This window comes from Pseudoxanthomonas koreensis (genome assembly GCF_010093225.1).
GTDB lineage: Bacteria > Pseudomonadota > Gammaproteobacteria > Xanthomonadales > Xanthomonadaceae > Pseudoxanthomonas > Pseudoxanthomonas koreensis.
In genome coordinates, this window is sequence record NZ_PDWM01000008.1 from 75,593 (window position 1) to 88,073 (window position 12,481).

Genomic DNA, 12,481 nt, shown 5'->3' on the forward strand with positions numbered 1-12,481 from the left:
GGATGGCGGGTGTCCGTGGCGTGGCCGTGTCCGCGCTGTTGCTGCTGCGCCTGTCCGCCTGCGGCGGGCAGGAGCCGGCGCCGCCTTCCGGGCCGCCGCTGCCGGTGGACACCACGCCGCGGAAGCCGCCCGTCGCCGACGTGAGCGAGCCGGTCGCCTCGGGCAACACGCCCGCGGCGGCCGACATCGCCGCGATCGCCGCGCTGGGCGCCGCGTTCGACCCGGCGCGCAGCGCCGAGGCCGACCTGGAGACGGCCAAGGTCGAGGCCAAGCGCGGCGGCAGGCGCATCGTGCTGGAACTGGGCGACGCTTCGTGCGGCGAATGCGCCGCGCTCGACGCCAGGATCGAGGGCGAGGCGCCGCTGCGGCACCGCCGCGACGCCGGCTTCATCTGGATCAAGGTCGACCGCAGTACGCCGGGCAACGCCGCGTTCCTGGCCGCGTACCCGGATGCGGCTGAAGCGCCGGCGCCCTACCTGCTGGTGCTCGACGCCGATGGCCAGGTGCTGCACGCGCAGGCCGGTGTCGACCTGCTGCGCAAGGGCAAGCCGGACCGGAGCAGGATCGGCGCGTTCCTGGAGCAGTGGGCGCCGCCGCGCTGAGGCGGCGTTGCGGCGGCTCAGGCGCCGTCGCGCAGTGCTTCCAGGCCGGGGCCGCCGAGCTTGGCCAGCAGGCGGTCGAGCGTGGCCCGTTCCTCGCAGTCGAGGGTGGCGATCAGCCGCTGCTCGCAGGCCAGCGCCATCGGTGCGATCTCGTCGTACACCGTGTAGCCCACTTCCGACAGCGCCAGCACCGAGCGGCGGCGGTCGTCGCTGTGGATCTCGCGCTTGATCAGGCTGCGCTCGAGCAGGCGGGCCACCGCGCGGCTGACTGCGACCTTGTCCATGGCGGTGCGTTCGGCGACCTCGTTGGCCGACAGGTCGGGGAAGCGGCCGAGCACGGCCATGATCCGCCACTCGGTGATCGCCAGCCCGAAGCGCTTCTGGTAGAGGTCGGCGATGGTCTGGCTGACACGGTTGGAGAGCACGCTGAGCCGGTAGGGCAGGAAGTTCTCCAGGGCGAGTTCGGCGTGGCCGGTGGCCTCCGCGGCGGGCGCGGTGCCGGGGGCTTCGAGGGCGTTCGGGGCGGACATTGCGGCGGGGCACCTTGCTTATGGTTGCAGACGTAACTATAAAGGGGGTTGGACCACAACCCGCTTCCCCTACGGGGTTGCTCAGGAAGCCATCATGAGCGCGCATTCGCAAGTACTTCCCACCACTTCTTCCCACAACGCCGGCATGACCGTGAGCCAGTTCGACAACCCGATGGGGATCGACGGCTTCGAGTTCGTCGAATTCGCCGCCCCGGGCGGCCAGGCGCAGCAGCTGCGCGACTATTTCGGCAAGCTCGGCTTCGTCCAGGTGGCGCGGCACAGGACCCGGCCGATCAGTACCTGGCGCCAGGGCGACTGCACCTTCCTCATCAACGAGGATCCCGATTCGTTCGCCGCGCGCTTCGCAGAGCAGCACGGTCCCAGCGCCTGCGGCTTCGCCATCCGGGTGAAGAAGCTGGCCGACTGGGCGCGCACGCAGGCGCTGCGGAACGGCGCCGAGGCCTTCGACACCAGGGACGAGCTGAGCAAGGCGGTGGCCGCGCCGGTGATCAAGGGCATTGGCGACTGCATGCTCTACATCGTCGACCGTTACGACGAGAAGGGCACCATCCACGACCCGGACTACGAATACCTGCCCGGCGTGGAACTGATGCCGAAGGGCTTCGGCCTGACCTTCATCGACCACCTGACCCACAACCTGTACCACGGCAACATGGCCAAGTGGGCCGACTACTACGAGCGGCTGTTCAACTTCCGCGAGATCCGCTACTTCGACATCAAGGGCGCCAAGACCGGGCTGCTGTCCAAGGCGATGACCGCGCCGGACGGCATGGTCCGCATCCCGCTCAACGAATCGTCCGACCCGAAGTCGCAGATCAACGAGTACCTGGACACCTATCAGGGCGAGGGCATCCAGCACATCGCCTGCTTCACCGACGACATCTACGCCACGGTGGAGAAGATGCGTGAGGCCGGGGTGGAGTTCCTGGATACGCCGGACACCTACTTCGACGTGATCGACCAGCGCATCCCGGACAACGGCGAGGACGTGGAACGGCTGCGCCGCAACCGGATCCTGATCGACGCCGACCCGGAGACCAAGCAGCGCAAGCTGCTGCAGATCTTCACCCAGAACGCGGTGGGACCGATCTTCTTCGAGATCATCCAGCGCAAGGGCAACGAAGGTTTCGGCGAAGGCAACTTCCAGGCCCTGTTCGAGAGCATCGAGCGCGACCAGATGCGCCGCGGCGTGCTCTGAGGCCGCGACTGGAAAAGCCGCTCTCCCGCGGGAGAGCGGCGCAAGGATGGAAGCCATGAGCAAGTCGACCGAACTTCGATACATGACCGGCTTCGGCAACGAGTTCGCCAGCGAGGCGATCGCCGGTGCGTTGCCGGTGGGGCAGAACTCGCCGCAGCGGGTGGCGCACGGGCTGTATGCCGAGCAGCTGTCGGGCAGCGCGTTCACCGCGCCGCGCGGGCAGAACCGGCGCAGCTGGCTGTACCGGATCCGGCCGGCGGCGATGCATGGCGCGTTCTCGCTGCTGGGCGGGGCGGATGCGAAGCCGCGCTTCCACAACGACTTCGGCGACGGGCCGGTGACGCCGGACCAGCTGCGCTGGGATCCGCTGCCGCTGCCCACCACGCCCACCGACTTCGTCGACGGCCTGTACACCGTCGCCGGCAACGGCTCGCCGGCAGCGCAGCAGGGCGTGGGCATCCACCTGTACGCGGCCGACCGCGACATGGCCGGGCGCTTCTTCCATGACGCCGACGGCGAGCTGCTGCTGGTGCCGCAGCTGGGCCGGCTGCGCATCGCCACCGAGATGGGCGTGCTGGAAGTGGAGCCGCAGCAGATCGCGGTGGTCCCGCGCGGCGTGCGCTTCCGCGTGGAGCTGCCCGACGGGCCTTCGCGCGGCTACGTGCTGGAGAACTTCGGTGCGCCGCTGCGGCTGCCGGAGCTGGGGCCGATCGGCAGCAACGGCCTGGCCAACCCGCGCGACTTCGAGACACCGGTGGCGGCGTACGAGGACGTGGAGGGCGCGTTCGAACTGGTCGCCAAGTTCCAGGGCCACCTGTGGCGCGCCGACATCGGCCACAGCCCGCTGGACGTGGTCGGCTGGCACGGCAACTGCGCGCCGTACCGCTACGACCTGCGCCGCTTCAACACCATCGGCTCGATCAGCTTCGACCACCCGGACCCGTCGATCTTCACCGTGCTCACCGCGCCCAGCGACACGCCGGGCACGGCGAACGTGGACTTCGCGATCTTCCCGCCGCGCTGGCTGGTGGCGCAGCACACGTTCCGGCCGCCATGGTTCCACCGCAACGTGGCCAGCGAGCTCATGGGCCTGGTGCATGGCGCCTACGACGCCAAGGCCGAGGGCTTCCTGCCCGGCGGCTGCTCGCTGCACAACTGCATGACCGGGCACGGGCCGGATGCGGCGACGTTCGACAAGGCGTCGAACGCGGACCTGTCCAGGCCGGACGTGGTCACCGACACCATGGCCTTCATGTTCGAGACGCGCGGCGTGATCCGCCCGGCGGCGCAGGCACTGGAGGCCGCGCACCGCCAGCGCGACTACCAGCAGTGCTGGGCCGGCCTGCGCCGCAACTTCACCCCACCCCTGTAGGAGCCCACTTCAGGGGGCGACCCGACGACGCTGGAAGGCGCTTCGCTCAACGCGTTGCCTCCGGATGGTGTCGCGTTCAACGCGGGTGCTGCCGATGCCCCCGGGTCGCCCCCTGAAGTGGGCTCCTACAGGGGGTTAGAATCCGGGCAGGCCAACGGAGGGAGCAGGACGATGGCGGAAGCACTGGGTCTGTTCGCACTGGGACTGCTGGCGCTGGCGCTGGGCGGCGACTCGATGGTCAAGGGCGCTTCCGGGCTGGCCCAGGGGCTGGGTATGCGCCCGTTCGTGGCCGGCCTGCTGCTGGTCGCCTTCGGCACCTCGGTGCCGGAACTGGCGGTCAACCTGCGCGCGATGTGGCTGGACGAACACCACCTGGCGCTGGGCAATGCCGTCGGCAGCAACATCACCAACCTCGGCCTGACCCTGGGCGTGGCCGCGCTGGCGACGCCGCTGCTGCTGCGCGCACGGATGGCGGTGCCGCTGCTGGTGCTGCTGGTGGTCGCTTCGCTGGCGCTGATGGTGTTCGGCCTGGACGGCTACATCGGCCGGGTCGAAGGCGCCGTGCTGCTGCTGGGCTTCCTCGCCAGCACCGGGTTCCTGCTGCGCCAGGGCCGGCGCGAGGCGGCCGAGGTGCAGGCCGGCATCGCCGCCTTCGCCGCCACCCGCCCGGGCATGGGCCTGAACGTGCTGCGCCTGGTGATCGCCGCGGTGCTGCTGTACTTCGGCGCGCGCTGGGTGGTGTCCGGCGGCCTCGGCCTGGGCCAGGCCTGGGGCCTGAGCCCGCTGCTGGTCGGCCTGCTGCCGGTGGCCATCGGCACCGCGCTGCCGGAAGTGGCCGCGGCGGTGGCCGCCGCGCGGCGCGGCCGCGGCGACATGGTCGCCGGCCACGTGATCGGTTCGAGCCTGTTCAACCTGCTGGCCATCGTCGGCGGCATGGCCGTGTTCCGGCCGCTGGCGCTGCCGGCCTCGTTCGTGCGCTTCGAGCTGCCGGCGGCGATCGTGCTGGCGCTGCTGGTCTACCCGCTGCTGCGCAGCGGCCGCAGTGTCAGCCGCCAGGAAGGCGCGGTGCTGGTGCTGGCGTTCCTGGCGTGGGTGGTGCTGGAAGTGCTGCTGTTCGTGTAGCCGCGCTCAGCCGCGCTCCCGCCGGGCGCGGGTGTCCTCGCCCACCTTCTCGCCGCCGACCGCATCGCCGGCGCTTTCGCTGGTCCCCGGCTGCGGCGGCCGGTCGGCCATGTGCAGCGACAGCGCCGCCTTGGCCATCAGGTGCGCGCTGATCGGCGCGGTGATGAACAGGAAGGCGGTGATCAGCAGTTCGCGCGGCTGCGGGTCGGTGCCGTTGAGCGCGTGGTAGCCCAGCGAGGCCAGCAGCACGCAGCCCACGCCCAGGGTGCTGGCCTTGGTCGGCGCGTGCAGGCGCTTGAAGAAATCCGACAGCTTCACCAGGCCCAGCGAGCCGAGCACGATGAAGAAGCAGCCCGCCGCCAGCAGCAGCACCAGGACGATGGCGAACAGCCAGCTCATTCGACGATGTCCCGGCGCATCACGTACTTGCTCAGGACCACGGTACTGACGAAGCCGAGCATGGCGATCACCAGCGCCGCCTCGAAGTAGACCGCCGTACCCAGGTGCATGCCGAACAGCACCAGTTGCGCGATCGCGGCCACGAACAGCGTGTCCAGGGCCAGGATCCGGTCCGGCACCGTCGGGCCCTTCAGCAGCCGGTACAGCGCCAGCAGCATGGCGAACCCGGCCACGTGCATCGAGCCGACGATGGCGAAACCGACCAGCGCCTGCGGGGTCACGGGAAGATCTCCATCAGCGGCTTCTCGTAGCGGGTCTTGATCTGGCGGATCACCTCGTCGGGGTCCTCCAGGTTGAGCACGTGCACCAGCAGGTGGCTGCGGTCGTCGGACAGCGACGCGGACACCGTGCCCGGGGTGAGGGTGATGATGCTGGTCAGCGCGGCGATGCCGTGGATGTTGGCCACCTCCAGCGGCAGCCAGACGAAGCCGGGGTTGATCCTGCGTTCCGGACCGAGCACCTGCAGGGCCACGGTGATGTTGGAATGGACGATGTCCATGAGCAGGATCGCGGCCATCTTCGGCACCCCGCGCAGGCTGCCGATGCGGGCGAACTCGCGGTCCAGGCGCGCGGAGATCTGCGGGATCAGCAGCGCCAGCAGCAGCCCCATCGCCGCGTGGCCGACGGTGACCGCATCGTTCATCAGCAGCCAGAAGCAGAACACCATGGCCGACAGCGGCAGCGACGGCAGCAGGCGCCGGCGCCAGCGATCGAAACGGTTCGCGGCCATGCTCAGGGCTCCCTCAGCTTCGGCGTCGCCGCGCGCACCTGCTGCACGTAGTCGCCGGGCGACTGCAGCTGGGCGGCGGTGGCGCGGGTGTAGTCCAGCAGCGGCGCGGCGGCCAGGACCATGGCCACACCATAGCCGAGCAGCAGCACGGTGGCCGCGGTCTCCAGCGGCCGGGTCGGCGCCGCCTTCATCGCATTCGCCGGCGTGTACTGGGCCAGGCGCTCGGCCGGTGCGTCCGGCCACGGTTCCACCCGCCAGAACAGCCGCGTGCCGGCACGGGCCAGGCCGACCAGCATCATGAAGCCGCTGGCCAGCACCAGCGCCCAGACCCAGCCGGTGCTGGCCGGCGGCACCGCTTCCAGCAGCAGCAGCTTGCCGACGAAGCCCGACAGCGGCGGCAGGCCGGCCAGCGACACCGCCGCGACCAGGAACAGCACCCCGGGCATGGTCCGCCCGGGCAGCGCCGCGAGCAGGTCCTTGCGGTCGCCGGCGGCGCCGCGGCGGCGGCGGATCAGGTCGGCGAGCAGGAACAGCGCCGCACCGGCGAAGGTGCTCTGCGCCAGGTAGTACAGGCCGGCCGACACCGTGCCGGCGGTGGCCAGGGCGAAGGCGATGAACAGCGTCGCCGCCGAGCCCAGCACCAGGTAGGCGGCCATTGAACGCAACCGCCGCGAGGCCAGCACGCCCAGCGCCGACAGCATCAGCGTGGCGCCGCCCAGCGCCAGCAGTGCCGGCCAGGCGAAGCCCTGCAGCGCGCCGGTGCCGAAGCTCAGCGTGCCGACCCGCAGCACCGCGTACAGGCCGACCTTGGTCATCACCGCGAACAGCGCCGCCACCGCCGCCGGCGCATGGGTATAGGTTTGCGGCAGCCAGAAATACAGCGGCAGCACCGCGGCCTTGGCGCAGAACACCACCAGCAGCAGCCCGGCGGCGGCCTGCACCAGGGCCACGTCCTGCGCCGGCAGCTGCGCCACCCGCACCGCCATCTCGGCCATGTTGAGCGTGCCGAGCAGGCCGTAGAGCAGGCCCAGCGCGACCAGGAACAGGGTCGAGGCGGCGACGTTGAACACCACGTAGTGAAGGCCGGCGCGGATGCGCTCGCCGCGCCCACCGCTGAGCAGCAGGCCGTAGGAGGCGATCAGCAGCACTTCGAAGAACACGAACAGGTTGAACACGTCGCCGGTGAGGAAGGCGCCGTTCAGGCCCATCATCTGGAACTGGAAGAAGGCGTGGAAATGCGGCGCGCGCCGGTCCCAGCCGGCGCAGGCGTGGAGCAGGCAGGCCGCGCCCAGCAGCTGGCCCACCAGCAGCATCAGCGCCGCCAGCCGGTCGACCATCAGCGCGATGCCAAGCCGCGCCGGCCAGTCGCCGACCAGGTAGACCTGGATGCGGCCGCTGTCGGCCTGCACCGCCAGCACCACCGACACCGCCAGCATCGCCGCCATCGAGGCCCACGCCACCGCGCGCTGCGGCGCCATGCCGAAGCGGCGGTGTTCGAAGAACAGCGCCAGCGCCGCGGCGAACAGCGGGACCAGGATCGGCAGCAGCGGCAGGTGGCTCATGCGTCGCGCTCCGGGCTACGCGCTTCGTCCACCGGAGCGGCGCTGCCGGCGGTCGGTGCCGCGTGCGCGGCTTCGCGCGCGTCGGCGTGGCGGCGCTGTTCGCTGCGCTGGAACTCGCGTTCGGCGCGGCTGCCGTCGACGTGGTCGCTGTGGTTGTCGGCGCGGCTGCGGATCGCCACGACAATGCTCACCGCGGTCATGGCGAAGGTGATCACGATCGCGGTCAACACCAGCGCCTGCGGCAGCGGGTCGGTGTAGTTGGCCGGCAGCGCGGCCACGCCGTCGTGCAGCACCGGCGGCTTGCCGGCCACCAGCCGCCCGCCGGAGAAGATCAGCAGGTTGGTCGCGTACGACAGCAGGGTCAGGCCGAGGATGACGTCGAAGCTGCGCGCGCGCAGCAGCAGGTAGATGCCCGCGGCGGTGAGGATGCCGATCGCGCTCGCCATCGCCAGTTCCATCAGCCCAGCTCCCCGGTGCGGGTGGAACGGTCGCCGGTCTCGATCACGCCCAGGTGGGCCACGCGGGTGCGGGAGGGCTTGATCGTGCCCAGCATCGACAGGATCAGCATCGCCGCGCCGAACACCACCAGGTACACGCCGGTGTCGAAGCCGGTCGCGCTGGCCAGCGGCAGTTCGCCCAGCAGCGGCAGCTCCAGGTCGAGGTGGCCGCTGGTCAGGAACTCCACGCCGAACAGCAGCGAGGCCGCGCCGCTGGCCGCGGCCACCATCAGGCCGATGCCGATGCAGCGGATGTAGTCGAAGCCGAAGCGCGACTCGACCGAGGCCGCACCCTGGATCACGTACTGGATCAGCATCGGCACCGCCAGCACCAGGCCGGCAATGAAGCCGCCGCCGGGCGCATTGTGCCCGCGCAGGAACACGAATACCGACACGGTCAGGGTCAGCGGCAGCATCAGCTGGGCCAGGTGCGCCGGCACCGGCAGCAGCACCGGCGGGCCGGACACCACCTTCTCCGGTGCCAGCCGTGCGCGCCGCAGCAGCGCATGCACGATCAGCGCGGCGATGCCGAACACGGTGATCTCGCCGAAGGTGTCGAAGCCGCGGAAGTCGACCAGGATCACGTTGACCACGTTGCGGCCGTAGGCTTCCGGCAGCGAGCGGGCGAGCATCTCGATGCTGGCGGCGTCGCTGCCGGGGCGGGTCATCATCGCGTAGGCGAGCAGGCCCGCGCCCAGGCCGGCGGCGGCGGCGATGCCGATGTCGCGCGCGCGCCGGCGCGGCGCGCGCTCGGGCGGCGAGCGCGGCGGCAGGTAGTGCAGGCCGAGCAGCATCAGCGCCAGGCTCACCATCTCCACCAGCAGCTGGGTCAGGGCCAGGTCCGGCGCGGACAGGAACACGAAGGTCAGGCTGACGACCAGCCCGGCGCCGCCGAGCACGATCAGCGCCAGCAGGCGCTGCCGGTACAGGCGCAGGGTCCACAGCGTGCATGCCACCAGCACCAGCCACAGCAGCCAGCCCAGCAGCGGCATCGGTTGCGGCGCGCGCCACTGCAGTGGCGGCGAGACCCCCGCCGCGAACGGAGCCGCGCCGGCGAACAGCGCCGCCAGCACCAGCCACACCAGGCTGCGCTGCAGGCTGCCGTTGGCCAGGCGCGAGGTGAAGCGTTCGGCCAGCGCGTACAGCGCTTCCATGTTCCAGCGGAACAGGTTGCGCGCGCGCGACTGGCGCACGATCGCGTGCAGGTCCAGCAGCCGGCGCAGGCCGAAGTACAGGACGATGCCGCCAACGGTACCGGCCATGCTCATCAGCAGTGGTTTGTTGAAGCCGTGCCAGATGGCCAGGCTGTAGGAGGGCATCGCCTCGCCCAGGATCGAGGAGGCACCGGCATGCAGCACCGGGGCGACGGTCCACGCCGGGAAGATGCCCACCGCCACGCACACCAGCACCAGGATCTCGACCGGGATCTTCATCCAGCGCGGCGGCTCGTGCGGCACCCGGTCCAGCCCGCGCGGGCCCTCGCCGAAGAAGGTGTCGTGGACGAAGCGCAGGCTGTAGGCGACGCCGAACACCGCGTACAGCAGCGCGGCCACGCTGATCACGTTGGCCATCGTGCGATGGCCGTCGATCTCCAGCGCCTCGGCGAAGAACATCTCCTTGGACAGGAAGCCGTTGAGCAGCGGGATGCCGGCCATCGCCAGGGTCGCGGTGATCGCCAGCGCGCTGGTGACGGGCATGTAGCGGCGCAGGTTGCCGAGCCGGCGCATGTCGCGGGTGCCGGTCTCGTGGTCGATGATGCCCGCGGCCATGAACAGCGAGGCCTTGAAGGTGGCGTGGTTGAGGATGTGGAACACGCCGGCCACCACCGCCATCGGCGTGGACAGGCCGAACAGCACCGTGATCAGGCCCAGGTGCGAGATGGTCGAATACGCCAGCAGGCCCTTGAGGTCGTGCTGGAAGATCGCGAACCAGGCGCCCAGCAGCAGGGTGATCGCGCCGATGCTGGTGACCACGTAGAAGAACAGGTCGGTGCCGGCCAGCGACGGGTGCAGCCGCGCCAGCAGGAACACCCCCGCCTTCACCATCGTCGCCGAGTGCAGGTAGGCCGACACCGGGGTCGGCGCGGCCATCGCGTGCGGCAGCCAGAAGTGCAGCGGGAACTGCGCGCTCTTGGTGAACACCCCCGCCAGCACCAGCGCCAGCACCCACGGGTACAGCGCGCTGGCGCGGATCGCATCGCCGGAGGCCAGGACCACGTCCAGGTCGTAGCTGCCGACGATGCGGCCGATGAGCAGGATCCCGCCCATCAGCGCCAGGCCGCCGCCGCCGGTGATCGCCAGCGCCATGCGCGCGCCCTCGCGCGCGTCCTGGCGCCCGTACCAGAAGCCGATCAGCAGGAAGGAGCTGATGCTGGTCAGTTCCCAGAACACCAGCAGCAGGAGCAGGTTGCCGGCGATCACCACGCCCAGCATCGCGCCCATGAACAGCAGCAGGCAGCCGAAGAAGCGCGGCGCGCTGTCCTCCGCGGACAGGTAGTAGTGCGCGTACATCACCACCAGCGCGCCGATCGCCAGGACCATGCCGGCGAACATCCAGGCCAGGCCGTCCAGGCGCAGGGTGAAGTCGAGGCCGATCTGCGGGATCCAGGCATGGTCGGCGCGCGGCACCCAGCCCTGCAGCCCCGCCGGGGTCATCCACGCCAGCAGCAGCAGGCCCAGCAGCGGGGCCGCCGCGGCCACCCACGCCACCACCCCGCGCGAACGCGTGCGCAGGAACACCATCGCCACGGCCGCCAGGAACGGCAGGGCGAGCAGGATTTCCAGGAAGGGGATCATCCGGGGGCGGGCGGGATCGAAGGCGTGCGAGCCCGTCGAGTGTAGCAGCCGGTCTGGTGACGGCCCGCTATGCTGTGCCGATGCGCATTCTCCCCGGGCATTGCGCCCCGCCATGAACCCGCCGCCGCCCCGCGCCCTGGTGTTCGGTGCCAGCGGCCAGATCGGACGGCGCGTGCTTGCGCGGTTGCAGGCGCGCGGCTGGCACGTGGTGGCGCTGTGCCGCGGCGAGCCGCCCGCGGCCGCGTCCGGCGTGGAGTGGCGGCGCGGCGCGTTGCCCGACGCGGCCGGCGCGGGCGACGGCTTCGATGCGATCTTCAGCTGCGGTCCGCTGGACCTGTTCTCGCTGTGGGACGAGCGCCACGCGACCGGCGCGGCGCGGGCGGGCGCGTTCGGTTCGACCAGCGGGCACGTCAAGCATGCGTCGTCCGAGCCGGCCGAGCGCGAGCTGGCCGGGCGGTTGCGCGCGGCCGAAGCGCGGCTCGCGGCGGCTGCGGCGGCGCGTGGCGCGACCGTCACGCTGCTGCGGCCGACGCTGGTCTACGGCGCCGGCAGCGACCGCAACCTGAGCCGGATCGCGGCGCTGGCGCGGCGGCACGGCTTCTTCCTGCTGCCGCACGACGCGTGCGGCCTGCGCCAGCCGGTGCACGTGGACGACCTGGGCGATGCGGCACTGGCGGCGCTGCAGCGCGCGGGCACGGATTTCGCCGCGTACGACCTGCCGGGCGGGGAGACGCTGCCCTATCGCGAGATGGTCGCGCGCCTGCTGCAATCGCTGCGGCCTCCGGCGCGCCTGCTGCTGTTGCCGGGGCCGCTGTTCGGGTTCGCGGCGGTGCTGGCGCGCTGGCTGCGGGTGCACGACGCTGGCGCGGCGGTACTGGCGCGGATGCGCCAGGACCTGGTGTTCGATGCTTCAGCCGCGGCACGCGACCTGGGCTACGCACCGCGGCGGTTCATGCCCGAGGCCGGCATGAGCGGAAGCGATCAGTACCTCCACCCCAGCTTGCGGTAAAGCTTCGCCAGCACCCACGCAGGCCCGATCAGCAGGTAGACCAGGTCGGTGAGGAAGCTGGGCTTGCGGCCTTCGAACTTGTGGCCGATGAACTGGGCGATCCAGGCGACCACGAACACGGTCACCGCCGACCACAGCAGGGTGGCCAGGCCGAAGCGCATTTCGACCAGGCGGCAGAGGCAGCCGCAGAAGAAGAACACGGCGAGCATGCCCAGGCCGAGGCTGCGCGAGAGGCGGTAATAGAACATCCAGGCGAAGAACATGGCGAGCGCGGCCCAGATGCCGGTCTTCATCCAGGTGCCGAAGGTGGGGATGCACCAGATCAGCGCCACCACCGACCAGAGGATGGCGGGCACGGCGATGACGTGGATGCGCTGGTTCAGTTCGTTGCGGTGGTCGCCGGAGTAGCTGGCGAAGTAGCGGTCGATCGGCCGTTGCAGGGTCGCGTCCATCTCATCCCTCCCGAGGATTCTATGCGCTCGGGTATGGAGGATAGCGCGGGTGGCGGGTGGCCGTCTCCTATACCCATCTCCGAGCCCACGAGACTCCTGAGCCGCACGTATGCCGTCTTTTGGTTGATACTA

At 70.8% G+C, this 12,481-nt stretch carries 12 protein-coding genes and 1 pseudogene; 5 read left to right on the forward strand and 8 right to left on the reverse strand.

What is annotated here, in order from left to right; translation table 11 throughout:
• Positions 1-2: 2 nt before the first annotated feature.
• The gene (locus CSC64_RS04280; protein ID WP_162434081.1) at positions 3-602 is read left to right on the forward strand and encodes a thioredoxin domain-containing protein; all 600 of its coding nucleotides are present in this window, start codon (positions 3-5) and stop codon (positions 600-602) included.
• Between the two features lie 17 nt (positions 603-619).
• Here the strand turns inward: CSC64_RS04280 and CSC64_RS04285 are convergent, their stop codons facing one another.
• Positions 620-1,132, reverse strand: coding sequence for a MarR family winged helix-turn-helix transcriptional regulator (locus CSC64_RS04285; protein WP_162434082.1), 513 nt, complete (start codon positions 1,130-1,132; stop codon positions 620-622).
• Positions 1,133-1,277: 145 nt separating this feature from the next.
• Here CSC64_RS04285 and hppD point away from each other — a divergent pair, with 145 nt between their 5' ends.
• From hppD to CSC64_RS04300, 3 genes are all read left to right on the forward strand, one after another.
• Positions 1,278-2,351 carry a 4-hydroxyphenylpyruvate dioxygenase gene (gene hppD, locus CSC64_RS04290; RefSeq protein ID WP_162434083.1) on the forward strand — a complete coding sequence of 358 codons (1,074 nt, stop codon included), beginning with the start codon at positions 1,278-1,280 and terminating at the stop codon, positions 2,349-2,351.
• 55 nt (positions 2,352-2,406) lie between these two features.
• Positions 2,407-3,723, forward strand: coding sequence for a homogentisate 1,2-dioxygenase (gene hmgA / locus CSC64_RS04295; RefSeq protein ID WP_162434084.1), 1,317 nt, complete (start codon positions 2,407-2,409; stop codon positions 3,721-3,723).
• A gap of 171 nt (positions 3,724-3,894) precedes the next feature.
• Complete coding sequence (locus CSC64_RS04300; RefSeq protein WP_162434085.1) at positions 3,895-4,845, forward strand: sodium:calcium antiporter; 951 nt, start codon at positions 3,895-3,897, stop codon at positions 4,843-4,845.
• Positions 4,846-4,851: 6 nt separating this feature from the next.
• Here CSC64_RS04300 and CSC64_RS04305 read toward each other — a convergent pair whose 3' ends face one another.
• From CSC64_RS04305 to CSC64_RS04330, 6 genes and pseudogenes are all read right to left on the reverse strand, one after another.
• A complete protein-coding gene (locus CSC64_RS04305) occupies positions 4,852-5,244 on the reverse strand; it encodes a Na+/H+ antiporter subunit G (protein ID WP_162434086.1) in 393 nt (130 codons plus the stop codon).
• Positions 5,241-5,483, reverse strand: a complete 243-nt coding sequence (locus tag CSC64_RS04310; protein WP_238389757.1) for a K+/H+ antiporter subunit F — start codon at positions 5,481-5,483, stop codon at positions 5,241-5,243. The genes CSC64_RS04305 and CSC64_RS04310 overlap by 4 nt, the downstream gene beginning before the upstream one ends.
• A gap of 38 nt (positions 5,484-5,521) precedes the next feature.
• Entirely contained in the window at positions 5,522-6,034 is a 513-nt protein-coding gene (locus CSC64_RS04315) for a Na+/H+ antiporter subunit E (RefSeq protein WP_162434088.1), read from the reverse strand.
• Positions 6,035-6,036: 2 nt separating this feature from the next.
• Positions 6,037-7,596, reverse strand: coding sequence for a monovalent cation/H+ antiporter subunit D (locus CSC64_RS04320; protein ID WP_162434089.1), 1,560 nt, complete (start codon positions 7,594-7,596; stop codon positions 6,037-6,039).
• Between the two features lie 134 nt (positions 7,597-7,730).
• Positions 7,731-8,054 (reverse strand): annotated as a pseudogene (locus tag CSC64_RS04325) (Na+/H+ antiporter subunit C); the annotation flags it as partial.
• Positions 8,054-10,888: a monovalent cation/H+ antiporter subunit A gene (locus CSC64_RS04330; protein WP_162434091.1), complete on the reverse strand. Its 2,835-nt coding sequence runs from the start codon at positions 10,886-10,888 to the stop codon at positions 8,054-8,056. The gene CSC64_RS04330 and the pseudogene CSC64_RS04325, both read right to left, overlap by 1 nt.
• Before the next feature lie 112 nt (positions 10,889-11,000).
• Here CSC64_RS04330 and CSC64_RS04335 point away from each other — a divergent pair, with 112 nt between their 5' ends.
• The gene (locus CSC64_RS04335; protein WP_162434092.1) at positions 11,001-11,897 is read left to right on the forward strand and encodes an SDR family oxidoreductase; all 897 of its coding nucleotides are present in this window, start codon (positions 11,001-11,003) and stop codon (positions 11,895-11,897) included.
• Here the strand turns inward: CSC64_RS04335 and CSC64_RS04340 are convergent.
• A complete protein-coding gene (locus CSC64_RS04340) occupies positions 11,870-12,349 on the reverse strand; it encodes an Mpo1 family 2-hydroxy fatty acid dioxygenase (RefSeq protein WP_162434093.1) in 480 nt (159 codons plus the stop codon). The genes CSC64_RS04335 and CSC64_RS04340 overlap by 28 nt on opposite strands.
• Between the last annotated feature and the right edge of the window lie 132 nt (positions 12,350-12,481).

What these genes read in the sequence shown, in the direction of transcription:
- CSC64_RS04280 (WP_162434081.1), top strand. Translation starts at nt 3, where the DNA reads ATGGCGGGTGTCCGTGGCGTGGCCGTGTCCGCGCTGTTGCTGCTGCGC.
- hppD (WP_162434083.1), top strand. Translation starts at nt 1,278, where the DNA reads ATGACCGTGAGCCAGTTCGACAACCCGATGGGGATCGACGGCTTCGAG.
- CSC64_RS04285 (WP_162434082.1), bottom strand. Translation starts at nt 1,132, where the DNA reads ATGTCCGCCCCGAACGCCCTCGAAGCCCCCGGCACCGCGCCCGCCGCG.
- CSC64_RS04335 (WP_162434092.1), top strand. Translation starts at nt 11,001, where the DNA reads ATGAACCCGCCGCCGCCCCGCGCCCTGGTGTTCGGTGCCAGCGGCCAG.
- CSC64_RS04310 (WP_238389757.1), bottom strand. Translation starts at nt 5,483, where the DNA reads ATGCACGTGGCCGGGTTCGCCATGCTGCTGGCGCTGTACCGGCTGCTG.
- CSC64_RS04340 (WP_162434093.1), bottom strand. Translation starts at nt 12,349, where the DNA reads ATGGACGCGACCCTGCAACGGCCGATCGACCGCTACTTCGCCAGCTAC.
- CSC64_RS04300 (WP_162434085.1), top strand. Translation starts at nt 3,895, where the DNA reads ATGGCGGAAGCACTGGGTCTGTTCGCACTGGGACTGCTGGCGCTGGCG.
- CSC64_RS04320 (WP_162434089.1), bottom strand. Translation starts at nt 7,596, where the DNA reads ATGAGCCACCTGCCGCTGCTGCCGATCCTGGTCCCGCTGTTCGCCGCG.
- hmgA (WP_162434084.1), top strand. Translation starts at nt 2,407, where the DNA reads ATGAGCAAGTCGACCGAACTTCGATACATGACCGGCTTCGGCAACGAG.
- CSC64_RS04315 (WP_162434088.1), bottom strand. Translation starts at nt 6,034, where the DNA reads ATGGCCGCGAACCGTTTCGATCGCTGGCGCCGGCGCCTGCTGCCGTCG.
- CSC64_RS04305 (WP_162434086.1), bottom strand. Translation starts at nt 5,244, where the DNA reads ATGAGCTGGCTGTTCGCCATCGTCCTGGTGCTGCTGCTGGCGGCGGGC.
- CSC64_RS04330 (WP_162434091.1), bottom strand. Translation starts at nt 10,888, where the DNA reads ATGATCCCCTTCCTGGAAATCCTGCTCGCCCTGCCGTTCCTGGCGGCC.